The organism is Bacillus nitratireducens (genome assembly GCF_001884135.1).
Taxonomy (GTDB): Bacteria; Bacillota; Bacilli; order Bacillales; family Bacillaceae_G; genus Bacillus_A; species Bacillus_A nitratireducens.
Window position 1 is genome coordinate 51,081 of the sequence record NZ_MAOC01000090.1, and the last position, 24,783, is coordinate 75,863.

A 24,783-nucleotide genomic window follows, 5' to 3' on the forward strand; every position below is an offset into this window, starting at 1 on the left:
GGATATTTTTTCTAATATTTTCTATAATTTATCATATGTTTAATTTGATGAAGGAAGCAGGGGGAGAAAATGGGGGAAGCATATAAAAAGATAGCTATTACGATTATGACCGGAGCGCTGTCGCTTGCGATGTTTGGGTGCGAATCAGAAAAAAAGGCGACAAATACAAACGTAGCACAAGAAAATAAGGAAGAACAAGTGGATCCAATAGTTGAAAAACAGATGAAAGAAAATGAGAAAAATGGGAATGCAGTTGGAAATAGTTCTAACAAAGGAAAAATGGCAGAGAGTAATGGATGGATTTACTATGCGGTAAATGGTGATAAAAATACAGGAGGCATTTATCGTACGAAGGATCAATTTCAAACATCAGAACTTGTAGTAAAAGGTGTGGATGCTTCTTACATAAATATAAAAAATAAATCTTTATATTTTATTCATACAGATGAAGATAGAAATGCGGGACTATCTTCTTTAATGAAGTATGATATATCTTCTAAAAAGCTGGATACGTTAAAAGCAGATACAAATTATGTTTATATAAAAGACCAAACGTTATTTTACCAGAAAAAGTATTCTGAACATGGTGGTTTTGATATTGTAGGGATTGTAAAAATGGATTTGAAAACAGGGCAAGAAGAGGAAGCTGCATTTAAAAACTCTGGCTGGTCTCGAACGATAGACGATAGTATTCTACATTGGAATAAAAATCGTGGAACACAAGTGACAAAAGACAATCAAACTTGGTCAAAAGAAAGTTATGCAACAATATCTAGTGCGACTTATAATAATGAAAAATTATATGCTGTTGTTGATTTTTCGTTACCTTTTGAAGTAAATCAAGCTGAGCATGGTATATATGAGATAGACACTCAACAAAATAATGAAAAGTTATTGGTAAAGGACGCCTTGCAAATGAATGTGAAAGGTGATACTTTTTATTACTTGAAAAATGATGGAGTGTATAAGAAGAAAATTAATGGTGGAAATGAAAAGGTAATTTATAATAAAGCAATAGAGCCAACTAAATCCTATTTATATTTTGTAGCAGGAGATATGTATCTCTATACAGATAATGGAACTATTTTGAATCTAGATACAAAGAAATCAAATGAAGTACAAGATAAGAAGCTAGCAGATGACGCTATGTTACAGAAAGTATGGAATGCACAGAAGGAACTTACCAATATTCAAATGGCCGCACTAACAGGAAACCCAAAACGAGTAGAGGATTTTTCATACGGGGAATTAGTGAATCCTATTTATAATACGAAGGATACTTTAGAGATTACGCTATCTACGTACTTCTCAAAATCATTTATAGCAGAGTATATGAAGAGTAAGTATATTAAAGAGTTAAATGGAAAAATGCACTATGTTATTGGAGATCCAGGGTCAAGAGCAGGAACTAAATTTACAAAAATTATTTCTGCCGAGTTAAAGGATGGAAAAATAAAAGCGCAGGTAGAAACGTATAATGACTATGATAATGTAACGGAAAAGGTAGAAGTTGAATTTATTTATGAAAATAATCAATGGGTTATTAATAACATGCCGCGTTTTGGTTTTATATTAGGATTCTAATTTTTTCGCACGTCTTAATAATAAAAGAAAGACAATTATAATGAACCCAATTATAAGGAAGAACCCATATTGTTTTATATAATCCATTATGTCATTCGCACTTGTTGGTTTTTCAACGTGAATGCCGTCTTTATTAGTAGTAATATAAATATCTTTCATTTTTACTTCATTCGTTTCTTTTTGTAAATTAATCCACTCTATGTTTGGAATGCTTTCCAGTTCTTTTAATACTTCTTTTAATGGTGTAACACCTAAGTAAGGGTGATAAAATGCACCGATAATTCCATCGGATAATTTTTCGATAGATACAGCACGTTCTTTCATTTTTGCTATAGCTTGTGGTTTATCCCCTTCAATAAAGCCAACAGTTTCAGGAATTAATTTCATCCCATGTAAAAATGACGGTGTACTTATATAAGCCGGTGAGTGCATTGATTTCCAAGTTGTATCGTTTAGTTGTAGTTGTCCTACATAAGTTGAAAAATATTGTGATAGTATTTCATATCCTTTTTGAGACATTGTATAGTGCGGAGCCTCAAAGGCAACTGGATATAATTTCGCTTCTACAAGCTCTGTAATCCCTTTTTCAATATGATCTTTCGTATATTTTTCTTCGAAGGCTTTTCCGTTTTCTACGTATTTATTATAGTCTTCTGTAGACTGAAAATCTTCTTTTGTCTTGGGTTTTTCATGGTTTGGTTGGCGAATTGGTTGATCTGTTTTTACATCCCAAAACTCAAAACCTTCGCCAGTTTCACTATCATAAAACTGATGGGTGTAACCATGCATAACGATAGAACCGCCGTTATCTTGCATAAAGCGTAAAACATCGACTAATTCAGAGTTATCCTTTAAATGTACTGTTTTTCCTGTGTCGGGATCTTTGTAAACAGGGATAACAGTAATCATATAAGGAAGGTTTTTCTCTTTTAGTAATTCAGCAATTTCTTTTAATTGCTTTACATTTACAGCTGGATGAACGTCTTCAAGACGTAAATAAGCTGAAGTTTTATTTGTCATCGGCTTTTGTTCAAAGTAAGAAAATAGCATTTCACCGACGTAATGAGACATCCAATCGAAAAGGTTTGGAGTTGCAACGTAATATGATGTTCCTTGGTGAACGATTAACGGATGGTTTCCATCGGCACTCAAGGCATAAGCAAGAGTTGTTCCTTTTGCTTCAATTTTCTTCATTAAGCGTTCTTCTTGTAATTCATTTTTTAATTTGCGTGTCGGATATTCTATAGTATGAGTTCGTATATCAGTTTCATCCGAGGTAATGAACGAAAAACGATTAGATAATTGCTCAACATTTTGACCTAAAACTAATACTGGACCTGAGAAGCTTTCCAGAAATTGTTTTACTTCAGTAGAAAGATCTTCTTTTTTCTCTCCTATATAAACGATATGTGTATAAGAAGATGAGTTAGTAATTTCATTTATCTCTTTTAAACTTTTTACTGTTATATCTTTTGTAAAGTGCCCTAACTGAGTATTAAGGATTTGTACATTGTTTGTAACTGTATTATTTTCTGTACTATATAAAATAAGTACCTTTGGTTTTGATGATGTTTGTGCGGATGTGTGTACAGGTATGAGTAGTAAAATACTGAACAAGAGTATTAGGCATTTTTTCATTTTGTGTGCTCCTATTCTATATGTAGAATTCAATTTACAATTATATACAAGAAATAAGTTATAGTCCATGTAAGTTACATTTTTGCACGTATTTACCAACTGTTTTTTCACAAAATCGGTCTAAAGCATGATGATAATATGTATAGTAATTTGCTATGATGGAAGAGTAAGAGAACGATAGAATGTAGGTAATTGTAAAGGGAAAGCTGAAAGGGGACAAATTTCAGCGGAGAAAGAGGTAGAGGTAGTGAAGAAATTCTTTGTAGGATTTTTAGTTGTTCTTGGAGTGTATTTATATTTCCAAGAGAAGTCTGAAGGAATGGATAAACTAATAAATGAGACAAGCTATGTTGATTCAGAGGAAGCAAAACAGATGAAACAAATTATTATAGAGGAAGCAAAGAAAGTAAACCTTCCAGAATGGATACCTCTTACAATTGCCGAACATGAAAGTAGGCTAAATCCAAGAAGTGTTGGAGATAACGGAACTTCATTCGGATTGTTTCAATTGCACCGCGGTGGTGGGCTTGCACCGGATAATTTAACTGATGAAGAGTTGAAAGATCCGCGTACAAATGCGCAAATTGCAATGCCACACTTACTGAAAGGGTATAAGCGCGGGGTGCAAAAGGGTTTGACTGATTTTGCATTACTGAAATATATAGCAAATACATCAGGATGGCCAGGGAATCTAGGGCCAGAGTGGACGGATAACAATATGAAGTATAACGTTGGATTAGAAGATGTATATTATCGGAATAAAGGCGTAATAAAAGAGTAGGTTTTCGACACCTACTCTATTTTTTTATGAATAATTTTGTCTTCTTGTTTCATGAAATATTGCGCTAGTTGTATTTTCACCTCTTCTAGTTTTGTAGAAACTTGTGGTATTTTATATCCTACATACAATGGTGAAACGACAAACCTAGGAACAACTTTACAAATGATTTTTCCATTTAGATGATAGAAGAATAAGTTATAACTACTACATCCTTTATGGAAATCTGTCAGTATGTAACGTACAGTTTGCTGAATATAATTTGCCATTTCATCTATAAATGCAATATCTTCAATGACTATGTTAAATTCAGTAAAGCCAATAATAGGACGCTCTGAAATATTGAGTTCAATACGTTCGTTTTTTTGTACAATTACTCCTTGGAAATTTTCCTTTTCTACGTTTTCGAGATAGTCTACATATTTCATTCCGATAATTTGCATGTGTGCATGGTGCAAACTGCCACCTGAAAATGGACCATGATTTTTATATAAAATCACAGATGCAAATTCCTCGTTATTCTGTAAGTTTAACCAATGGTGAATAGAGAAACGAATTAGTTTTCTCATATGTTCTTCTGTATATGTTCCGATATGATCTTCACAATTATCTGTTTCGATTAGCACTGTTTGAAAGGTATCTTTTAATGTAGGGAATTTATTTTTTAACCAAATAATAGAGCCCTCAGCTGCTAAAATATCCGTTAAATTTTCTCTGTCACAAAAAGGACATGCAGCGCTTCTGTTCCGAATGCTTTCTGGTTTTTGTTTACCGATATCGTTTAAAAAATATAGTTGTTGTGTATCCATTTGTATATATGCCCCTTTAAAATATGTGTAAAAATCCCGCTTAATACATTCGGGAAAAGGAGGAGGAAATCCTTTAAAGGGAATAGGGAAAAATAAAAGACAAGATATCCTCATTACAATAGGGTACCTTGTCTTTTATTTTTTCTTCAATAGTGTGTATGGATAATATAGAGCATTTGCATTTTGTTTCTTTTTTCTATTTTTTATTGTGTATAAGGCAATTGCCGTACTTGCGATTACAATAATGGCTTTCTTCATATTCATATACCCCTTTTTATTGTTGGTTTAATTCTTGGCTAACTGCTTTTGCGTCGACTAAAGCGTGTAAAATCATTTTCACCATGTTCATCATATTCCTTCACTCCTTTTTATAGTTCGTTTAGTTCTTTTACAACTGCTTGTCCGTTCACTAATACCTCAAAGATTGCTTTTACGATTTCTTTCATCATAATTGTTTTCCTCCTTGTTTTTGTCTCTCTTGTTTATACCTTTATTGTATAGGGAGGCATCTTTTCGTACTATCGCTTTCCATTACGTGAACATAACAGTTTTGTAAGATTTGATGTCACTTATTGAAATGTTTAGTCTATCTTCATTATTTTCAGAAAAATGACTATTCAAACATGAAATGGGAAAGTATAATAAAGAAGTAGTATTAAATTCCGTACGAAAGGGGTGAATGAGATGAAACGTTCTTTAGCTGCACGTGCCAAATTTTTAGATTATATCTATTTTTGTCGTGCGATTTTTCATGATGTAGTTGTTAACGGGATACGTATGCCCTTTTTTAACAATTGCATAGTAGCTATTGAACGATAGAAGTCTCTTCACCCATTTTTGATAAACGTGTGAAAAGGGAGCTATTTGGCTTCCTTTTTCTGTGCCAAAAACCATGGGGAATGTTTCTTTCCCATGGTTTTTTATATTGAGAGGAGTACGGAAAATGACAATTTGTAGTGTAAATAATGTAACGAAATCTTTTGGTGGAAACATCGTATTTGAAAATATATCGCTTGAAATAAAGAATGGTGAACGTATTGGATTAGTTGGTCGTAACGGTAGTGGGAAGACAACTATCTTGCAAATTCTAACAGGAATGGAGAGTTTGGATGCGGGAGCCATTCATATGAAGAAAGGTACATGCATCGGTCATGTAGCACAAATTCCAAAATTCAATAATGAAATGAATGTATATGATGTATTAAGCTCCGCTTTTAAAAAGGAAAAAGAGTTGGAGATAGAAATGCATGCTTTAGAAAAAAATATGGCGGAAGAACAGGAAGCATCTGCTTTACAAAAATTGATGGAGAGATACGGAGTAATTCAAGAAAGGTACGCGTTTCTCGGTGGCTATGAAATAGAAGCGAATATTATGAAGGTAGCAAATGGTCTACAGGTGACGGAACTGTTTCCACGATCATTTATGGAGTTAAGTGGTGGAGAACAAACAAAAGTAAGTCTTGCGTACATGCTATTGCAGAAACCGGATTTACTTCTATTAGATGAACCAACCAATCATCTAGATTTATTTGCCGTAGAGTGGTTAGAGCAATTTCTAAAAGAATATACAGGAACAGTTATGGTCATTTCGCATGATCGCTATTTCCTTGATGAAGTTGTAACGAAAATTTTTGATTTAGAAGATGGAGAAATTCACGTATATCATACGAACTATTCCCAGTTTGTTGAGGAAAAGGAAGAACGGTTGCTTCAAGAATTTCAAGCGTATCAAGAACAGCAAAAGAAAATAAAGAAAATGAAAGAAGCAATTAAGCGTCTACGTGAATGGGCAAATCAGGCGAATCCGCCGAATGAAGGATTGCACAAGAGAGCGAGAAATATGGAACGTGCATTAGAGCGTATAGAGAAACTAAAGAGACCCGTTTTGGATAGAAAACAGATGGGACTTCAGTTTGAAGGGCAAGAGAGAAGCGGGAAAGATGTTGTTGTAATGAAAGAAGTGAGTAAAGGATTTGCCGACAGACCTTTATTCGAGAAGGCAAATTTGCATATTCGTTTTCAGGAGCGCGCAGCTATCGTCGGACGTAATGGTACAGGAAAGACTACGTTATTAAAATTACTATTAGAAGAAATGAAGCAAGATGCTGGAGAAATTCGGATTGGTAGTAGTGTGAAAATCGGTTATTTATCGCAACATGCGTATGGGAATATGAAGAACAATGTATTGGAAGCTTTCAGAGATTGTGTGGCTGTAGCAGAGGGAGAGGCAAGACATATATTAGCTCGCTTTTTATTTTATGGTCCAGCTGTTTTTAAGAAAGTAACGCAACTGAGCGGCGGAGAAAAAATGAGGTTAAGGCTCGCGCAACTTATGTATCAAGATGTTAACTTTCTTATTTTAGATGAACCGACGAATCATCTTGATATTGAATCAAGGGAAGTTTTAGAGGAAGCCCTTGAACAATATAATGGGACGATTTTAGCTGTTTCACATGATCGTTATTTCTTAAATAAGTTATTTGAAAAAACATATTGGATTGATGAGCACAAATTATTTGAGTTTGCAGGGAACTATGCATGGGCTCGTCAAAAGTGGGAAGAAAGAATTGAGAAACAAGTAGCAAAACAGAAGCAGCAACAGCAAGGGAATAAAGTGTTGAAAGTAATGCCTATAAAAAAGAAGGAGTCTAGGAATTTAGAGGAAGTTGAAAACGAGTTAATGCATATAGAAGAAGATATATATGCAATCGAATGTAAAATGGAACATGTGGTTGATGTTGAAATGCTTGAACAATTGTATGAAGAAAAAACGAAAAAAGAGTTTTTGCGAGCGGAGTTATATAATGAGTTAGAGAATATTGTGGAGTAAAAATTAGAAAGCTAATTCCTTTCAGTTTTGCTGAAGGGATTAGCTTTCCTTTTTACCCTGCTATTTGCGGGGCAGTAAGACTCCCACCTCAAAATTCGGTTGGAGCTCTGCTGCCCGTAAACGTCCGATTGGTGAGGCTTAATAATCGGTGGGGGATGAACAACCCCCCACTGATTAAAGTTTAACTTTATAATAATATTTTACGTAAGGGATAAATAAAAAATGTGTTTCACGTGAAACAGTAATTTTGATAAATTTATGTTACGCAATTTTCATCCAGCAAAAATTCCATATCGAAATTGAAGAACTGGTAAAGAGAAAAGTAAATGTTATCAAAAGCTTTTTCAATAATAGTAATTACAGAAGTGTAGGCTAATTATTTCCCGAGACATAAGTATGCGTGACAGAGACTCATGGTTGAAAGTAAAAAAAGAAGCAGAGTTACAGCCTTACGCGCTGAACTCTGCTTTCTTTTTTTGGAGTATCTTCCCTTGTTGAAATTATAACAGCGATCCCGAGCATAATAAAAAAAGCTAAAAAGAGGACGAACTTTGGGAAGAACGGGAATAGTAATAGTGCCCCGACTATCATAATTGTTAATAATATATAGTGCAGGACATATTGGAATAGGTTGTCCATGTTTTCGCCCCCTTTTTGGTAGTTGGTTGTTATTATTCTATGTGGGGCTATTAGGTAATAGAAGGTGTTTTTTGTTTTTTTGAGAGAAAACAATTAGTAAGGATTGACATACCTATTGAAAAGGAATAATCTTGAAATCAATTCATACTATTTTTATAGGTAAAATAAAGATAGTTACAGAAAGGAGCGTTATGTTCCCTCTTAATTAAAAAACAGGAAAGTAAGGGTGAGAATTATGCGAAAGGCTTTGAAAGGGTTACTTGCTACATTCCTTAGTACATCGGTTTTATTAGCAGGATGCGCTCAAGAAGAGAAAAGTACAAATGAAGCAGCAAAGATGCCAAAAGTAAAAGATGAGTTTATTAAGGCGAGTGACAAAGCAAAAAGTCCAGCAAAGGCAAAGGAAAGAAAAGATACTTTTGTAATTGGAATGCCGAGCCCTGGCGGGATATTCCTTCCGCATTTTATGGAGAATGGGTGGGATGGCAATATAACGCAAGCTATCTTTGCTCCTCTTGTTGGGCTGGATAAGGAAGGAAAACCAATCCCGATTCTAGCGAAGAAGTGGGATATTTCGGAGAATCAGCTTACATATACGTTCCATTTGAAAGATGATGTAAAGTTTAGTGATGGTTCGCCGTTAACAGCGGATGATGTAGCATTTACATTAACGTTACTGCATGATCCAACTTATAGTGGTGCAACGGACATAAGCCAAACAGCAATAAAGGGTGGGCAAGCATATAAAGAAGGAAAGGCTACATCTATTGAGGGGATTCAAGTCATCGATCCGAAAACAATTACGATTACAACTGAGAAGGTAAATGCCCAAACATTATCGTTAATTGGTGGAGAAGTTATATCAAAAGCTTATTACGGTAAAGAATATAAGCAAGGAAATTTAGAGTATTTAAAAGAGTTATACGGAAAACCGATGGGGTCAGGAGCCTATAAACTAGATAAATATATTCCAGGTCAAGAAGTTCGTTTTGTAGCAAATGAAAATTATTTTGAAGGTAAACCGAAGATTGAGCACTTTATTTATAAAATTACAAAAGGTGATACGAATTTGCAACAATTTCAAGCGGGAGAAGTAGATTATGATGGCTTCACGACAAATACGGAAACGATTGAGCAATTAAAAGATCTAGGTTTCGCTAATATTAATGTGTATACAGGAAGTTCTTACGGCTATATTAAAATGAATTATAAGAAGTCATACTTTAAAGATAAACGTGTACGCCAAGCGTTTATTTACGGATTAGAGCGCCAAAAAGTAATTGATACGTATTTCCAAGGTTATGCTTCACTTGTTAATGTGCCAATTACACCAGTTTCGTGGGCGTATACGGAAGAAGGAATCAATAAATACGAATATAATTTAGAAAAAGCGAAGAAATTACTTGATGAAGCAGGGTGGAAGGCTGGGTCAGATGGTATTCGTGAAAAAGATGGCCAAAAATTGAAGGTAAGTTATTTTGCTTCTTCTGCAAGTAAAATCAATGATGTGATGATCCCCGTTATGAAAGAGGATTACAAAAAGATTGGGGTAGATTTCAATCCTGAATACATGGACTTTAATACGATGATTTCCAAGGTAATTAAAGGAGATTATGATTTAGCGATGGTCTCCACACCGATGATTGATGATCCAAGCGGAACAATTGAGGAGTTTGTTTCGACAAGTAAGCGTAATTATGATGGATATCATAATCCGAAAGTAGATGAATTAGCTAAGCAGGCATTAGAAACATTGGATATTGAAAAACGAAAAGAAATCTATAAAAAACTATATCAAGAGTTAAGTGAAGATCCACCTGTTATTTTCTTAAACAATAGTAAAGTCGTGTCTGCACATAATGCACGAATTCAAGGATTACAAGAAGATAACTATAATGGTATTTTGTTAAGTTTACCTAAATTAAAGATTGATAAATAATTTTGAAAAAACTCTCAAAATATTTATATAGAAATAATTGACAAAATATACTGAAAGATATAAGCTAATAACCATAAAGTCTACCGGAAAGGTCGGAATAAAATTGTTACCCCTCAAAAACAACTATTTTTTTATAATTAAAACCGACTTTTCCGATTGGCTATAAAATGTTGCTGTGGGAGGCATACATAAGGCAAGCAGTTCATAAGGTGTAATTATTAAAAAAAAGTTAGGGTGGGGACAATGAAGAAAAAGACAAAAAAATGGGCTGGTGTATTTTCAGTATTGCTGAGTAGTTCGCTTGTGTTATCTGCTTGTGGGGGACAGGAGGATACAGCTTCTACAGAACCAGTTAAACAGCAAGATTTAAAAAATATAAAAATCGAAAAGATTGCGGCTACAGATAAGACGAAAGTACCCGATAAAGCAAAGAATCGAAAAGACACGTTAGTTGTGGGGATTAGTAAACCTGGTGGTGTCTTTTTACCATACTTTCAGCAAAATGGCTGGGATGGAAACGTAACTTCTGTTATTTTTGCATCTCTTGTATCGACAGATAAACAAGGAAAGCCAACCCCTGAATTAGCTGAGAAGTGGGATGTTTCTTCTGATCAGTTAACATATACATTCCATTTACGTAAAGATTTAAAATTTAGTGATGGTTCGCCATTAACAGCAGATGATGTAGCGTTCACATTGACGCTTTTACATGATAAGGCGTATGAAGGTGAAATAGACATTTCCCAATACGCGGTTAAAGGCGGTAAAGACTATAAAGAAGGAAAGGCAACTTCAATTGAAGGAATTCAGGTTGTTGACCCGCAGACAATTAAAATTACGACTGAAAAAGTTAATTCGCAGACACTAACTGCTTTAGGTGGACCAGTGCTATCAAAAGCTTATTATGGAAAAGGCTATAAACAGAATACAAGTTTAGATTATTTAAAAGAGTTATATGGAAAACCGATAGCTGCGGGTCCATATAAATTTGAAAAGTATATTCCAGGTCAAGAAGTTCGATTTGTAGCAAATGAAAATTATTATGCAGGTAAACCGAAAATCCCAAACTTCATTTATAAAATCACTGCTGGTGATACAAAGCTTCAATTGTTCCAAACAGGTGAAGTTGATTACACTGGCTTAGGTACTGGTGATGAAATTCTTGAACAGGCGAAAGGTTTACAATTTGCGAACATTCAAATCGAAACAGCCGCATCGTTTAGTTATATTTATATGAATAATAATAAGCCGTACTTAAAGGATAAAAAAGTACGCCAAGCACTTATTTACGGATTAGATCGTAAAAAATATGTTGATACAGCATTAAAAGGATACGGTACAGTAGCTAACGTACCAATTCACCCAACTTCTTGGGCCTATACGGAAGAAGGGGTTAATAAATATGAATATGATAAAGAAAAAGCAAAAAAACTATTAGATGAAGCAGGATGGAAAGTTGGTTCGGATGGAATTCGTGAAAAAGATGGTCAAAAATTAAAACTTTCGTATTTCGGCCCAAGTTCTGCTAAGGATAGTGATTTATTAATTCCGATTGCGAAAGAGAATTATAAAGAGATAGGTGTAGAATTTAATCCTGAATTTATGGATTTTAACACTATGCTTTCGAAGGTAAACAAAGGTGATTATGATTTAGCTTCTGTTTCGACACCAATTACAAGTGATCCGAGTGAAACAGCTGGTGAATATTTGTCTAGTGCAAATGAAACTAGCCTTGGTTACAAGAATGCAAAAGTAGATGAGTTAATTCAAAAAGGTATTGAAACGGTAGATATTGAAAAACGTAAACCAATCTATAAAGAACTGTATAAAGAATTAAGTGATGATCCACCAGTAATTCTATTAAACTACCGTAGAACAATTACAGGATACAACGGGAATATAAAAGGAATTGACCCTGAAAAATACAATAGTATTAGTGCAAACTTACCAGTATTATCTATTGAAAAATAAGGATAAGAATGTATAAGTAGAAGACATTTTTTCACTCGGCAAGTAGTGTGCCGCTTTGAAAAAATGTTCTTCTATTTTAAGCATAAGATTGGAGAGAAAAAGGGTGAAAACATATATCATTCGTAGGTTGTTACAAATGATTCCTACACTGTTGGGTACGTCAGTTATTATCTTTTTTTTATTCGCGCTTCTTCCCGGTGACTATATTGATTCAAATCCAAAGATTACACCGCAAAGAGCTGAAGAACTTAGAGAGTTATATGGTTTAAATAAACCAATTGTTGAGCGATATTTTCACTGGCTCGGTAATGCATTGCAGGGGGATTTTGGTTTTTCTCTTCAATATCAAGAACCTGTAACGTCATTATTAAATAAATTTATATGGAATTCGTTTATTGTCGCAGTTATTGCGTTGTTCTTTATTTGGCTAATTGCACTTATTATTGGTGTATTTTCAGCGACAAAGCAACATTCTTTATTCGATAAGCTTGTAACAATCGGTGTTTTTGCAGCGATGTCATTCCCTTCATTCTTTATCGGTTTGTTTTTAATTAAAGTGTTTGCGGTTGACTTTAAGCTATTACCGATAGGCGGGATGATTGATGTTGGGAGTAATTCGACTGGGCTTGCTTACGTAATAGAAGTTGCAAAGCATATGGTTTTACCCGTGTTTATTTTGACTCTTCTTGGAGTTGGCTCATTAACTCGTTATTTTAGAACGAGTATGTTAGAAGTTGTACGGCAAGATTACATTCGAACGGCTAGAGCAAAAGGTTTAAAGGAGAAGACTGTTATTTATAAACACGCACTAAAAAATGCAATTCTGCCGGCTATTACATTGCTTGCATTTGAATTACCAGGATTGTTTTCAGGAGCAATTATTATAGAACAAATTTTCAATTGGCCAGGTATCGGTAATATTCAATTAGAAGCACTTAATTTTCGTGATTATACGGTATTAATGGCATTTACAATGTTTCTTTCTTGTTTGACAATTGTTTCAAACTTTTTTGCGGATGTTGTATATGCAGTTGTTGATCCACGTATTCGGTTGAAGTAAGGGGGGAAAGAGATGGAAACTGTTACAGCAATTACAGAGAAAAAAGCAAAGAAGAAAAGACGGAATGAATCATCGCCATGGAGGCAAGCTTTTAAAAGGATAAAGAAAAATAAAATGGCACTTATAGGATTTTACGCATTAGTTTTTATGTTTTTATTTTGTTTTATCGGTCCATTCTTTTCGCCGTATGCATCAGGGAAAATACAAGTTACGTTAATTAACAAACCACCTAGTTTTTCTCATTGGCTTGGTACAGATCAATTAGGAAGGGATATTTTAACGAGGCTTATGCAAGCCGGACGGATTTCATTAACGATCGGCTTAGCTTCAATGGTGTTATCCGTTATACTAGGTGCTTTATTAGGAGCGATTGCAGGTTTTTATCGTGGCATCGTCGACAATATTATAATGCGTCTTGCTGATATTTTAATGTCGATGCCAGGATTACCATTGCTTATTATAATGGGAGCTATTTTATCAGAATGGAAAGTACCATCTGATTATCGTCTTTATGTCATTATGATCATTTTAAGTTTAGTAGGTTGGCCAGGACTTGCACGCCTCGTACGAGGTCAAATTTTATCGCTACGAGAACAATCGTTTATGCAAGCTGCTGATGTGCTTGGGATAAACGATTACCGGAAAATAGTATATCATTTAATACCGAATGTTCTGCCGATATTAATTGTTGTATCAACATTAGGTGTTGCGGGTTCTATTTTAGGAGAGTCTGCACTAAGTTACTTAGGTCTTGGCGTTGTCCCGCCTACACCATCGTGGGGAAATATGATTAGTGCAGCAAACTCATTAATCGATTTTCAAAAGCGCCCGTGGTTATGGATCCCACCTGGTTTTGCAATCTTTATAACAGTTGTATCAATTAATATACTTGGCGATGCACTTCGTGATGCATTAGATCCAAAGATGAAGCGGTAGGTGAGAAAGCATGAGTAGAGCAGTAGTAGAGCTAAAGGATTTACAAACACACTTTCAGACGGAAGAAGGTACAGTAAAGGCTGTCAATCATGTTAGCTTTTCAGTTCGAGAAGGTGAAACAGTTTGTGTAGTAGGCGAATCAGGTTGCGGGAAAAGTGTAACGGCTTTATCTATTATGGGACTTATTGCTGAATCTGGCGGCATCGTTGGTGGTGATATTCTTTATGAAGGAAAAAGTCTTTTAGGAATGAAAGAGAAAGAGCTTCGTAGTTTAAGAGGAAATGATATCGCGATGATTTTCCAAGAACCGATGACATCGCTTAATCCGGTCTTTACTGTTGGAGAGCAAATTGTTGAGACGTTAAGAGAGCATGAACTACTTAGCAAAAACGAAGCATACAAAAAAGCAATTGAATTAATTCGTAAAGTTGGTATTGCTCGTGCTGATGAAATTGTCCATTCTTATCCGCACGAACTAAGCGGTGGAATGTTACAACGTATTATGATTGCTGTTGCACTTAGTTGTAATCCAAAGTTATTAATTGCAGATGAGCCGACAACAGCTCTTGATGTTACGATTCAAGCTCAAATATTAGATTTACTAAGACAAGTAAAAGAGGAATTTAAAACATCGATTTTATTAATTACACATGATTTAGGTGTTGTAGCGGAAATGGCCGATTATGTTGTAGTTATGTATGGTGGAAAAGTTATTGAAGAGGCACCGGTACTAGAGATCTTTCAAAATCCGAAACATCCATATACGCAAGGGCTGCTAAAATCAAAACCAGTAATGGGGCAACGAACAGATAAACTTTATTCTATTCCAGGGCAAGTTCCAAATTTAGTTGGCTTAGGTGAATTTTGTTATTTTAGTGGTCGTTGTGAGCATTGCATGGAAATATGTAAAGAAGAAGCACCAAATCTGAATGTACATGATGAGAACCATAAAGTAGCTTGCTGGTTATATGAGGAGCGTGCGGAATAATGAGTGAACCATTATTAGAAGTGAAAAACTTAAAGACGTATTTTCCAATTAAAGGCGGCATATTTAGTAGAACGATTGGACATGTAAAGGCAGTTGATGGAGTAAGTTTTACTATTAATAAAGGTGAAGTGTTCGGCCTCGTTGGAGAATCAGGAAGTGGAAAAACAACTATAGGAAAAACAATTTTACGTCTCGTCCAAAAAACGGAGGGGGAAGTAAAGTTTAAAGGGCACGATGTTCATTCCTTATCCAAGGAGGAATTGAGAAAGTACCGTCCTAATATGCAGCTCGTGTTCCAAGATCCATTTAGCTCATTAAATCCTAGAATGAGAATTGGAGAAGCACTTGGTGAGCCAATGTTGGCTCACGGACTAGCGAAGAAAGAAAATGTCCGTGAAAAGGTGATAGAAGTATTGGAGTTATGTGGTTTAGCGCCGTATCATATTGACCGGTACCCGCATGAGTTTTCCGGTGGGCAACGTCAACGTATCGTTATTGCAAGGGCGATGGTATTAGATCCAGAATTTATTGTAGCTGATGAGCCTGTTGCGGCATTAGATGTATCTATTCAAGCGCAAATCATTAATTTGTTTAGTGAATTACAGGAGAAAAAGGGATTATCCTATTTATTCATTTCACATGATTTAAGTGTTGTGGAGCACTTATGTACGAAAATTGGAATTATGTATTTAGGAACTATTGTGGAAACAGCACCACGTGATGAGTTATTTGCGAATCCGCTTCATCCATATACAAAAGCATTGTTATCAGCAGTGCCAATACCGGATCCAACAGTTAAGCGAGAACGGATTATTCTAGAAGGGGATATTCCAAGTCCGGCAAATCCACCATCAGGTTGCCGTTTTCATACACGTTGCCCATTTGCTACAGATGTTTGTAAAACGACTGTGCCAGAATTTCGTAATGTTGGTGAAGATCATTTTGTTGCTTGTCATCATGTGTAAAAGAAAAGGACTCTTTCAAAATATGAAAGAGTCCTTTTTTTACCCCGCATTAACGGGCAGTAAGACTCCCACCTGAAAATTCGGCACATGCGGGGAAGTTAGGTGGGAGATTAACTGCCCGTAAAAGCCCGATTGGTTCAACTAATAATCAGAGGAACCCCACCTCTGATTAAAGTTGAACTTTATTTACTTGATGAAGTTTGTTTCAATACAAATTGCTCGATTGCATGAGCAACACCATGTTCATTGTTTGTTAATGTTACAACGTCACACAGTTTTTTTACATCTTCTTCAGCATTTCCCATTGCAACTGATAAGCCGGCTACTTGTAGCATTGGCATATCATTAAAGTTGTCACCGATTGCAACAGTATCTTCAATTGGTATATTGAAATAAGCTGCCATTTCTTGTAGGCCGTTCCCTTTATGACCATGCTTATCCATAATTTCTACATTAGTAGGAGCTGATGCAGTAACTGAAATATCCGTATCTTCTTGTAAAGTTTGCAATAGCTGCGAACGATGAGCAGCATTAAATGTCAAAATAAAGAATTTAGATATTTCTAATTCTGGATTATTTACAACATCTTTGATTTTTTGGAAATCAGTAATTAAGTTTGATTTCTTTTGTTTTTCTGTAATTCTTTCAAGTTCCTCAAGTGTAACATCTAGTGTATGCTTGTTTTCTTCGAATGCCTGCATAACCTGATCTTGCCATGTATAAGGAGAGTAAACTCCTTTATTTGTGTACAACTTATATGGAAAACCTTCAGATTCTAGTAACTTTGCAAGCTTGTATACTTTATCATTTTGTAAACAACGCGAGTTAATTACTTTTCCATCCACATAAACAATTGCCCCATTGCTTGCTCCAACTGGAAGAGATAGTTTATATTCTTCCAATAATTTTAAAGCGTCCTCTTTCGCGCGGCCAGAACAAATCATTACAATATGACCAGCTTCTTTTGCGGTTTGGATAGCTTGTAAGTTCTCTTTGGAGATTTCAAGATTAGATGATAGTAGTGTACCATCCATATCTAGTGCGATTAATTTCAAAATGACCACCTCTTTGTTTTTATTATACATAGTTATATAGAGGAAACATATAAACTTATCTTGGAAAAATAGTATTTTATCCTACATTAGCAGCCAGTGAAAACCAGATAGATTCAACCTTACTTATTGAAGATTCACTTTGATTTGTAACAAAAGTAGAGAGGGATATAATTATATTTCGTTTTATGACTGTAATATTACATGAATGTTACAAACGTGAACTTAGTAGAAAATGCATTAAAACGGGGTTTTTAAGGGTGTTCATAAAAAAACGTAAAAAAAATGTAATAAAATTTACGTAATCATATTGCAACGTAATAATAGTTATGTTACATTAATGTTACAAACGTTACGTAATTAATTTTAATGTAACGGCAACATAAAAACTATGAATTAATCATTTCTTATAAATTACATATAGATAACTTATAAAAAGGAGAATGAATGATATGAACAACGAGCAAGTATTAAACGTAACAAAAGGTGACTTCTTAGGATCAGCAAGCGGAGCAGTAGTATTAACAGCATTAATCGTATTTCTATCAAGCGTATTAGTATAATAGAAGTTTTGTAACAAAATAAGAGAAGGGAGAATGAAAATTATGAACAACGAGCAAGTATTAAACGTAACAAAAGGTGATTTCTTAGGATCAGCAAGTGGAGCGGTAGTATTAACAGCATTAATCGTATTTTTATCAAGCGTATTAGTATAATAGAAGTTTTGTAACAAAAATAAGAGAAGGGAGAATGAAAATTATGAACAACGAGCAAGTATTAAACGTAACAAAAGGTGACTTCTTAGGATCAGCAAGTGGAGCGGTAGTATTAACAGCATTAATCGTATTTTTATCAAGTGTATTAGTATAATAGAAGTTTTAAATCATACAAAATGAAAGGAGAATGAGGAATATGAACAGTGAACAAGTGTTACAAGTAACAAAAACAGATTTATTAGGATCATTAGGTGGAGCGGTAGTATTAACATCATTTATTCTATTCCTTGCAAATATATTAGTATGAGACATATAAATACAATCATTCAAAACAAATAAAGACTCTAGCATATTAGTAAGTAGTTAATATGTTGGGGTCTTTTTTGTTTTTCTTCTATATATCCCTCTAAGTATTAATGGTCTCCCTTTATCACGTAAAAGCCCGATTGGTGTGGGCTAATAATCCAGTGGCGATGAAAACCCCGTTGATTAAAGTTTCACTTTATTTTAAGGAGAAAAAAGTCGAATTTTATATGTAAGAAAAAAAGAGGAATTTGACAGAAAAGATAGAAAATTTTAAAAGTCAGAATTTGTTAGCTTGCTAACTAATTTCTATTAATTGATGTTGGAAGCGTTTTCGATTGGTTTTAAGTATGGACCATTTAATCTATTTACAGGGGGATGAAGATATTATGAAACAAAAATCTATGGATACGCTAGCTGCACAAATGGAGGACTTTTTTCCGGTACGTGATGTAGATCATTTGGAGTTTTATGTAGGGAATGCAAAACAATCAAGTTATTATCTTGCGAGAGCATTTGGATTCAAAATTGTAGCTTATTCTGGATTAGAAACAGGAAACCGTGAAAAGGTATCTTATGTTCTTGTGCAAAAAAATATGCGTTTTGTTGTATCTGGAGCTTTAAGTAGCGATAGCCGTATTGCAGAGTTTGTAAAGACTCATGGTGATGGAGTGAAAGATGTGGCTTTACTTGTTGATGACGTTGATAAAGCCTACTCTGAAGCGGTGAAGCGTGGCGCTGTTGCGATTGCTCCACCTGAGGAGTTAACAGATGAGGACGGTACATTGAAAAAAGCGGTTATTGGTACGTATGGTGATACAATTCACACGCTTGTAGAGCGTAAAAATTATAAAGGCACATTTATGCCAGGATTCCAAAAGGTTGAGTTTAATATTCCATTTGAAGAGTCTGGTTTAATTGCTGTAGACCATGTAGTTGGTAACGTTGAGAAAATGGAAGAGTGGGTTAGTTATTACGAGAATGTTATGGGCTTTAAACAAATGATCCATTTCGACGATGATGATATTAGTACAGAGTATTCGGCATTAATGTCAAAAGTTATGACGAATGGAAGCCGTATTAAGTTTCCGATTAATGAACCAGCAGATGGAAAAAGAAAATCACAAATTCAAGAATATCTAGAGTTCTATAACGGAGCAGGTGTACAGCATCTTGCTTTATTAACAAGTGATATTGTAAAAACAATTGAAGTACTTCGTGCAAATGGCGTGGAGTTTTTAGATACGCCAGATACGTATTACGATGAGTTAACAGCACGTGTTGGAAAAATTGATGAAGAAATTGATAGATTAAAAGAATTGAAGATTTTAGTAGACCGTGATGAAGAAGGTTATTTATTACAAATCTTTACGAAACCAATTGTAGATCGTCCAACTTTATTTATTGAAATCATCCAACGTAAAGGTTCTCGTGGATTTGGTGAAGGGAACTTTAAAGCTTTATTCGAATCAATTGAAAGAGAACAAGAGCGTCGCGGAAATTTATAAAATTTGTATCCACCAGCAAGAATTCTTTTGCTGGTGGAAATTTCATTTTCATAGGGAGGAATCATGATGAAATTTGTTACATTTCGTCTTCCTTCGAAAGAAATGCGAGCTGGATGGCTTGAAGGTGACAAAGTAATCGATATGAATCTTGCGAGTGATGGAAAATTACCTTCTTCTATGTTCGCCTTTTTAGAGAAAGCGGATGAGTATGCAGAAGTATTGCGTAATATTAAGAATCCTGAAAAGGGTATATATTCTTTAGGGGAAGTACAATTAGCAGCGGCAATTCCTAATCCGAGTAGCATTCGAGATTTTTATGCATTTGAGCAGCATGTAAAAACAGCTCGCGGACGAAGAGGGCTAGATGTTGTACCTGAATGGTATGATATGCCGGTTTTTTATTTTACGAACCACCGTGCTGTTATTGGACCAGATGATTTTGTTATTGGCCCGAAGAAGTCTAAAAAGCTTGATTATGAGTTAGAGATTGCTTGCGTAATTGGGAAAGAAGGACGAAACATTTCTCGTGAACAAGCAGAGGAATATATTTTTGGTTACTGCATTATGAACGACTGGAGTGCAAGGGACTTACAAGCAACAGAAATGAAAGTAGGGCTTGGACCAGCGAAAGGAAAGGATTTTGCAACTTCATTAGGAGCGTATCTCGTTACGAAAGAGGAATTAGACGTTTATCGTAACGGTAATTGTTATGATTTAGAGATGACTGCTCATGTAAATGGAAAGATATTATCAAAAGGAAATTTCCAAGATATTTATTATACATTTGCTGAAATGATTGAACGTGCTTCGGAAGACGTTACGTTATATCCAGGAGATGTGATTGGTTCTGGGACAGTAGGGACAGGATGTATTTTAGAGCTTGGTACAGAAGAGTGGCTACAAGATGGAGATGTTGTAGAGCTGTCGATTACTGGTTTAGGTACGTTACGTAATACGGTCAAAAAAGACATGAAAGCGGGTGATGGGCATGTTTTATCGTCACATGGGGGAGCTACCTCATAAACGACATGTACAATTTCGTAAAAAAGATGGATCGCTTTATCGTGAGCAGGTAATGGGGACAAAAGGTTTCTCTGGTACCCAGTCTATTTTGTATCATCATTATATGCCAACAGAAGTAGGGCATGCGGCATTATCGCATTCTTGTCAGTTACAGTATGAAGAGGATGTTGCTCTTGCTCATCGTCATTTCCGTACGAAAGAAAATAAAAAAACTGGTGATGCAGTAAGCGGAAGAAACTTTATGCTTGGGAATGAGGATTTATTAATTGGAGTAGTGAGTCCGACAGAAAAAATGGATTATTTTTACCGTAATGGTGATGGCGATGAAATGTTATTTGTTCATTATGGAACAGGAAAAATTGAAACGATGTTTGGAACGATTCACTATAGAAAAGGTGATTATGTAACAATTCCAATCGGAACGATTTATCGTGTTATTCCAGATGAGGGAGAGACTAAGTTTCTTGTTGTAGAGGCAAATAGCCAAATTACAACACCAAGTCGCTATCGTAATGAATATGGGCAATTGTTAGAACATAGTCCGTTTTGTGAAAGAGATATGCGTGGACCGGAGAAATTGGAGACATATGATGAAAAAGGTGAGTTTGTCGTAATGACAAAGTCGAGAGGCTATATGCATAAGCATGTTTTAGGGCACCATCCGCTAGATGTTGTTGGGTGGGATGGTTATCTATATCCGTGGGTCTTTAATGTGGAGGATTTTGAGCCAATTACAGGTCGTATTCATCAGCCGCCACCAGTACATCAAACATTCGAAGGGCATAATTTCGTCATTTGCTCTTTCGTACCGCGTTTATACGATTATCATCCAGAATCTATTCCGGCACCATATTATCATAGTAATGTGAATAGTGATGAAGTACTGTACTATGTAGAAGGTAATTTTATGAGCCGAAAGGGTGTAGAAGAAGGATCTATTACGCTTCATCCAAGCGGGATTCCGCATGGGCCACATCCAGGGAAAACAGAAGCGAGTATAGGGAAGAAAGAGACACTTGAACTGGCTGTTATGATAGATACATTCCGTCCGCTTCGTATTGTAAAACAAGCACATGAAACGGAAGATGAAAAGTACATGTATAGCTGGATTGAAGAGGGTTCATATACTGTGAAATAAGTAAAAAGAGGCATGCTCCCTTAGTGAGCATGCCTCTTTTATGGAATCGACATGTATAATAATACCAAAAAAAGTTATAGAAAGATATATAGAAAGAATGATAAGGATCGTGCATATTCAGAAGAATTTCTATTTATTTCGACAGGGGTTGTTGTGGCTGGATTTTGTGTTTGAAAATTTACATTTTTCTAATTATATATAATATAATTGTTGGGGAACTAAGGGGGGAATTTATGAAAAATACATGGCGTGAGTTAAGAGAGATGGATCGTAACGTATGGATTCGATTTATCGGTGAGACATTGAACGGAATTGCGATGATGATGTTAATGCCTTTTTTTGCACTATATTTAAAAGATAAGGTAGATTCTTTATTACAAGTTGGGATTATTATGGCGCTTTCTCCAATTGCTGCAAGCTTTGGCTCGCTTATAGGCGGAAGAATAGCTGATATATATGGAAGAAAGCCAATTATGATATTTTCAATGGCGAGTAATGCATTATTAATGCTCGGTTTTTTATTTATAGAAGGGTTTATTCCATATGCCATTTTATCTATTTTTTTAGGGCTAAGTAATTCGCTATTTCACCCAGCGGCATCAGCGATGGTTGCAGATGTGACGGCGCCAGAAAAAAGAACAGAAGCATATGGTTTATTGCGAATGGGACACAATATTGGTGCTGCAATTGGACCGATAATGGGAGCATCGGTGGTTGTTTTATCAAAGAACCTCGTGTTTATTATTGCTTCCTCCGCTATGTTGTTTTATGCGCTACTAGTGTTAGTACTTATTAAAGAAACAATGCCAAAAATTACGGAGATGACGGAAAAAAATAAAGAGAAGGAATCCGGAGCAGTTTGGAAAATTTTAATGAGAGATAAGGCGTTAATGATTTATTTGTTAGCGGGGATCATTATTTCTATGGGGTTCTCTCAAACAGAAGGCATGTTGCCGCTGCACTTTGATAACGAAATGAAGGGAATTTTTGGAGTCAACAATCCATACCCATATTTAATGGCATTAAATGGTCTATTAGTTGTTTTATTTCAATTCCAAATTTCAAAATGGGCGACAGATAAACCTGTCGGAAAAACGATGTTATACGGTGCGTGTTTGTTTGGAATTGGTTTGTTTTTTATAGGGTGGTTACCGAAGTGGTTTGGAGAATTTGATACAAATGCTACAATTATTTTAATGACGTTAATGTTTGTTTATGCCATATATACGTTAGGCGAGATGATTATGTCGCCTGTACAGATGACGTTTGTAGCGAATTTGGCCCCTGAGCATTTGAGAGGAACCTATATGGGGGCGGCGAGTTTGCAGTGGATTACAGGAAGTGCATTCGGTCCACTCCTTGGTGGTTTTCTATTGGATCGTTTGCTTGGTCACTACTTATTTACAATTTTAAGTGTAGGGTGTGTAGTTGCAGGCTTTGTATATGTTTCTTTAGATCGTCTTGTTGAGCAGAGGCAAAAGGATACGCCTACAAAACAGTCTTCTTAATAAAATGAAACTTTAATCAGTGTTTTTTCATTCTCCACAAATGGTAGGGTAATATAGATGACATACACAAAAAGTGGATTTCTACATATTTTAGGTACATAACCAGATTAGATAGAAATCTTACTGTAAAGTTTAATTTTGTTTAGGTGTGTAGAAAATTAAAGAGGAAAAGTGTAGAAAACCAATAAGTGGTGTCATTTAATTATTTGTGGAAGTTACATTTTATTTCAAATAGGAACTACCTATTTTTATAAAAAGTGCTAAAATAGAAAAATGAAAACAATTGGTTAGGGTGATTTCAGTGACAAAAATTAAATTAGGTTTATTATACGGTGGAAAATCAGCTGAGCATCAAGTTTCGTTACAAACGGCTCTTGCTGCTATTAAAGCATTAAATCAAGATAAATTCGAGATTCATCCAATTTATATTACAGAACAAGGTCAATGGGTACGCGGTGAGCGTATTGAAGGTGAAGTAACAGATGTTGAAGCTTTAAAAATGAGCGGTGCAGAAAATGCAATTTCTCCGTTATCATTAAGCACGGAAATTATTCCAGCTGAAACTTCTGAGGAAAATGCTATCGACGTTATTTTCCCATTACTACATGGACCAAACGGTGAAGATGGAACGGTTCAAGGGTTATTAGAATTAATGAACATTCCTTATGTAGGAAATGGTGTTTTAGCATCATCTGCCGGTATGGATAAAGTCGTTATGAAAAATATCTTTGCAGAAGCTGGTTTAAAACAAGCGAAATATGCATCTTTCATTCGTAGTGCATGGGAAAAAAATCGCGAAGAAGCTTATGACAAAGTAGAAGAGAAGTTAGGATATCCTTGCTTCGTAAAACCAGCAAACCTTGGTTCAAGTGTTGGTATTAATAAGTGTAAAGATCGTGAAGAACTTGAGAATGCATTTGAAGAGGCATTCCAATTTGACCGCAAAATTATTGTAGAAGAAAATATTGTTGGGCGTGAAGTAGAAGTTGGTGTACTAGGTAATGATGAGCCAAAATGTTCAGTTGTAGGTGAAATTGTACCGAAAAAGGACTTCTATGATTATAAGTCGAAATACATCGATGGTGATACAGCATTAATTATTCCAGCTGAAATGACAGAAGAAGAGTCTGATGTAATTAAGCGAGATGCAATTGTTGCATTCCAATCATTAGATGGTGCTGGCTTAACACGAGCTGATTTCTTCTTAACGAAAGACGGAGAAGTATATATTAACGAAGTGAACACAATGCCAGGATTTACGCCGTTTAGTATGTTCCCTCTATTATGGCAGCATACTGGATTACCGTATCCAAAATTAATTGAAGAGCTAATTAATTTAGCGATTGAGCGTCACGAAGAAAAACAAAAAATTAAATATACAATCTAACAAAAAAGGAG

At 35.3% G+C, this 24,783-nt stretch carries 24 protein-coding genes; 19 read left to right on the forward strand and 5 right to left on the reverse strand.

The features are described from left to right. Positions 1-69: 69 nt before the first annotated feature. Positions 70-1,584 carry a DL-endopeptidase inhibitor IseA family protein gene (locus BAU23_RS24675; protein ID WP_071735320.1) on the forward strand — a complete coding sequence of 505 codons (1,515 nt, stop codon included), beginning with the start codon at positions 70-72 and terminating at the stop codon, positions 1,582-1,584. On the opposite strand, the gene BAU23_RS24680 is transcribed toward BAU23_RS24675, so the two are convergent. Then, on the reverse strand, positions 1,573-3,222 hold the full coding sequence (locus BAU23_RS24680; RefSeq protein ID WP_071735321.1) for a DUF2334 domain-containing protein: 1,650 nt from the start codon (positions 3,220-3,222) through the stop codon (positions 1,573-1,575). The two genes, BAU23_RS24675 and BAU23_RS24680, sit on opposite strands and share 12 nt — an antisense overlap. Before the next feature lie 247 nt (positions 3,223-3,469). Between BAU23_RS24680 and BAU23_RS24685 the strand changes: the two genes are divergently transcribed. After that, positions 3,470-4,003, forward strand: coding sequence for a transglycosylase SLT domain-containing protein (locus BAU23_RS24685; protein ID WP_000713240.1), 534 nt, complete (start codon positions 3,470-3,472; stop codon positions 4,001-4,003). A gap of 11 nt (positions 4,004-4,014) precedes the next feature. Here the strand turns inward: BAU23_RS24685 and BAU23_RS24690 are convergent, their stop codons facing one another. Then, positions 4,015-4,809, reverse strand: coding sequence for a DUF4931 domain-containing protein (locus BAU23_RS24690; protein ID WP_000381032.1), 795 nt, complete (start codon positions 4,807-4,809; stop codon positions 4,015-4,017). Between the two features lie 135 nt (positions 4,810-4,944). Further along, on the reverse strand, positions 4,945-5,073 hold the full coding sequence (locus BAU23_RS30000) for a hypothetical protein (RefSeq protein ID WP_002074188.1): 129 nt from the start codon (positions 5,071-5,073) through the stop codon (positions 4,945-4,947). A gap of 420 nt (positions 5,074-5,493) precedes the next feature. Here BAU23_RS30000 and BAU23_RS30850 point away from each other — a divergent pair, with 420 nt between their 5' ends. Together BAU23_RS30850 and abc-f are read left to right on the forward strand one after the other, a co-directional pair. After that, positions 5,494-5,628, forward strand: coding sequence for an RAxF-45 family protein (locus BAU23_RS30850; RefSeq protein WP_079999070.1), 135 nt, complete (start codon positions 5,494-5,496; stop codon positions 5,626-5,628). A gap of 124 nt (positions 5,629-5,752) precedes the next feature. Beyond that, entirely contained in the window at positions 5,753-7,639 is a 1,887-nt protein-coding gene (gene abc-f, locus BAU23_RS24700) for a ribosomal protection-like ABC-F family protein (RefSeq protein ID WP_071735323.1), read from the forward strand. Positions 7,640-8,080: 441 nt separating this feature from the next. On the opposite strand, the gene BAU23_RS24705 is transcribed toward abc-f, so the two are convergent. Continuing rightward, a complete protein-coding gene (locus tag BAU23_RS24705) occupies positions 8,081-8,278 on the reverse strand; it encodes a hypothetical protein (RefSeq protein WP_000369245.1) in 198 nt (65 codons plus the stop codon). A gap of 235 nt (positions 8,279-8,513) precedes the next feature. On the opposite strand from BAU23_RS24705, the gene BAU23_RS24710 reads away from it, so the two are divergent. The 6 genes from BAU23_RS24710 (at position 8,514) to BAU23_RS24735 (ending at position 16,137) form a co-directional block, all read left to right on the forward strand. After that, complete coding sequence (locus BAU23_RS24710; RefSeq protein ID WP_071735324.1) at positions 8,514-10,217, forward strand: ABC transporter substrate-binding protein; 1,704 nt, start codon at positions 8,514-8,516, stop codon at positions 10,215-10,217. 243 nt (positions 10,218-10,460) lie between these two features. After that, positions 10,461-12,188 (forward strand): ABC transporter substrate-binding protein, encoded by a 1,728-nt coding sequence (locus BAU23_RS24715; protein WP_000730682.1) that lies wholly within the window; start codon positions 10,461-10,463, stop codon positions 12,186-12,188. Positions 12,189-12,291: 103 nt separating this feature from the next. Then, on the forward strand, positions 12,292-13,248 hold the full coding sequence (locus tag BAU23_RS24720) for an ABC transporter permease (protein WP_000860698.1): 957 nt from the start codon (positions 12,292-12,294) through the stop codon (positions 13,246-13,248). Between the two features lie 12 nt (positions 13,249-13,260). Continuing rightward, a complete protein-coding gene (opp4C, locus tag BAU23_RS24725) occupies positions 13,261-14,184 on the forward strand; it encodes an oligopeptide ABC transporter permease (protein ID WP_000451059.1) in 924 nt (307 codons plus the stop codon). Between the two features lie 10 nt (positions 14,185-14,194). Continuing rightward, complete coding sequence (locus tag BAU23_RS24730) at positions 14,195-15,172, forward strand: ABC transporter ATP-binding protein (protein WP_000085620.1); 978 nt, start codon at positions 14,195-14,197, stop codon at positions 15,170-15,172. Continuing rightward, on the forward strand, positions 15,172-16,137 hold the full coding sequence (locus tag BAU23_RS24735) for an ABC transporter ATP-binding protein (RefSeq protein WP_071735326.1): 966 nt from the start codon (positions 15,172-15,174) through the stop codon (positions 16,135-16,137). Before BAU23_RS24730 ends, BAU23_RS24735 begins: the two co-directional genes overlap by 1 nt. Before the next feature lie 182 nt (positions 16,138-16,319). On the opposite strand, the gene BAU23_RS24740 is transcribed toward BAU23_RS24735, so the two are convergent. Next, positions 16,320-17,192: a Cof-type HAD-IIB family hydrolase gene (locus BAU23_RS24740; protein WP_071735328.1), complete on the reverse strand. Its 873-nt coding sequence runs from the start codon at positions 17,190-17,192 to the stop codon at positions 16,320-16,322. Between the two features lie 440 nt (positions 17,193-17,632). Here BAU23_RS24740 and BAU23_RS24745 point away from each other — a divergent pair, with 440 nt between their 5' ends. From BAU23_RS24745 to BAU23_RS24785, 9 genes are all read left to right on the forward strand, one after another. Then, positions 17,633-17,752 carry a DUF3948 family protein gene (locus tag BAU23_RS24745; RefSeq protein WP_002009865.1) on the forward strand — a complete coding sequence of 40 codons (120 nt, stop codon included), beginning with the start codon at positions 17,633-17,635 and terminating at the stop codon, positions 17,750-17,752. 33 nt (positions 17,753-17,785) lie between these two features. Continuing rightward, complete coding sequence (locus BAU23_RS24750; protein WP_002074222.1) at positions 17,786-17,905, forward strand: DUF3948 family protein; 120 nt, start codon at positions 17,786-17,788, stop codon at positions 17,903-17,905. Between the two features lie 43 nt (positions 17,906-17,948). Beyond that, complete coding sequence (locus BAU23_RS24755; protein ID WP_001058532.1) at positions 17,949-18,059, forward strand: DUF3948 family protein; 111 nt, start codon at positions 17,949-17,951, stop codon at positions 18,057-18,059. Positions 18,060-18,101: 42 nt separating this feature from the next. Continuing rightward, on the forward strand, positions 18,102-18,212 hold the full coding sequence (locus BAU23_RS24760; RefSeq protein WP_001083699.1) for a DUF3948 family protein: 111 nt from the start codon (positions 18,102-18,104) through the stop codon (positions 18,210-18,212). 385 nt (positions 18,213-18,597) lie between these two features. Next, the gene (hppD, locus tag BAU23_RS24765; protein WP_000810917.1) at positions 18,598-19,716 is read left to right on the forward strand and encodes a 4-hydroxyphenylpyruvate dioxygenase; all 1,119 of its coding nucleotides are present in this window, start codon (positions 18,598-18,600) and stop codon (positions 19,714-19,716) included. 66 nt (positions 19,717-19,782) lie between these two features. Further along, complete coding sequence (locus tag BAU23_RS24770; protein ID WP_071735330.1) at positions 19,783-20,739, forward strand: fumarylacetoacetate hydrolase family protein; 957 nt, start codon at positions 19,783-19,785, stop codon at positions 20,737-20,739. Continuing rightward, positions 20,705-21,877, forward strand: a complete 1,173-nt coding sequence (locus BAU23_RS24775; RefSeq protein WP_000499912.1) for a homogentisate 1,2-dioxygenase — start codon at positions 20,705-20,707, stop codon at positions 21,875-21,877. The genes BAU23_RS24770 and BAU23_RS24775 overlap by 35 nt, the downstream gene beginning before the upstream one ends. A gap of 233 nt (positions 21,878-22,110) precedes the next feature. Next, entirely contained in the window at positions 22,111-23,385 is a 1,275-nt protein-coding gene (locus BAU23_RS24780; protein ID WP_000799731.1) for an MDR family MFS transporter, read from the forward strand. 301 nt (positions 23,386-23,686) lie between these two features. Continuing rightward, positions 23,687-24,772: a D-alanine--D-alanine ligase gene (locus tag BAU23_RS24785; RefSeq protein WP_000161423.1), complete on the forward strand. Its 1,086-nt coding sequence runs from the start codon at positions 23,687-23,689 to the stop codon at positions 24,770-24,772. Positions 24,773-24,783 lie beyond the last annotated feature (11 nt).

Bases quoted from the DNA above. Each gene is read 5' to 3' on its own strand.
- BAU23_RS24775 (WP_000499912.1), top strand. From the start codon at position 20,705: ATGTTTTATCGTCACATGGGGGAGCTACCTCATAAACGACATGTACAA.
- hppD (WP_000810917.1), top strand. From the start codon at position 18,598: ATGAAACAAAAATCTATGGATACGCTAGCTGCACAAATGGAGGACTTT.
- BAU23_RS30850 (WP_079999070.1), top strand. From the start codon at position 5,494: ATGAAACGTTCTTTAGCTGCACGTGCCAAATTTTTAGATTATATCTAT.
- BAU23_RS24745 (WP_002009865.1), top strand. From the start codon at position 17,633: ATGAATGATATGAACAACGAGCAAGTATTAAACGTAACAAAAGGTGAC.
- BAU23_RS24675 (WP_071735320.1), top strand. From the start codon at position 70: ATGGGGGAAGCATATAAAAAGATAGCTATTACGATTATGACCGGAGCG.
- abc-f (WP_071735323.1), top strand. From the start codon at position 5,753: ATGACAATTTGTAGTGTAAATAATGTAACGAAATCTTTTGGTGGAAAC.
- BAU23_RS24715 (WP_000730682.1), top strand. From the start codon at position 10,461: ATGAAGAAAAAGACAAAAAAATGGGCTGGTGTATTTTCAGTATTGCTG.
- BAU23_RS24760 (WP_001083699.1), top strand. From the start codon at position 18,102: ATGAACAGTGAACAAGTGTTACAAGTAACAAAAACAGATTTATTAGGA.
- opp4C (WP_000451059.1), top strand. From the start codon at position 13,261: ATGGAAACTGTTACAGCAATTACAGAGAAAAAAGCAAAGAAGAAAAGA.
- BAU23_RS24770 (WP_071735330.1), top strand. From the start codon at position 19,783: ATGAAATTTGTTACATTTCGTCTTCCTTCGAAAGAAATGCGAGCTGGA.
- BAU23_RS24730 (WP_000085620.1), top strand. From the start codon at position 14,195: ATGAGTAGAGCAGTAGTAGAGCTAAAGGATTTACAAACACACTTTCAG.
- BAU23_RS24710 (WP_071735324.1), top strand. From the start codon at position 8,514: ATGCGAAAGGCTTTGAAAGGGTTACTTGCTACATTCCTTAGTACATCG.
- BAU23_RS24750 (WP_002074222.1), top strand. From the start codon at position 17,786: ATGAAAATTATGAACAACGAGCAAGTATTAAACGTAACAAAAGGTGAT.
- BAU23_RS24680 (WP_071735321.1), bottom strand. From the start codon at position 3,222: ATGAAAAAATGCCTAATACTCTTGTTCAGTATTTTACTACTCATACCT.
- BAU23_RS24735 (WP_071735326.1), top strand. From the start codon at position 15,172: ATGAGTGAACCATTATTAGAAGTGAAAAACTTAAAGACGTATTTTCCA.
- BAU23_RS24755 (WP_001058532.1), top strand. From the start codon at position 17,949: ATGAACAACGAGCAAGTATTAAACGTAACAAAAGGTGACTTCTTAGGA.
- BAU23_RS24705 (WP_000369245.1), bottom strand. From the start codon at position 8,278: ATGGACAACCTATTCCAATATGTCCTGCACTATATATTATTAACAATT.
- BAU23_RS24690 (WP_000381032.1), bottom strand. From the start codon at position 4,809: ATGGATACACAACAACTATATTTTTTAAACGATATCGGTAAACAAAAA.
- BAU23_RS30000 (WP_002074188.1), bottom strand. From the start codon at position 5,073: ATGAATATGAAGAAAGCCATTATTGTAATCGCAAGTACGGCAATTGCC.
- BAU23_RS24780 (WP_000799731.1), top strand. From the start codon at position 22,111: ATGAAAAATACATGGCGTGAGTTAAGAGAGATGGATCGTAACGTATGG.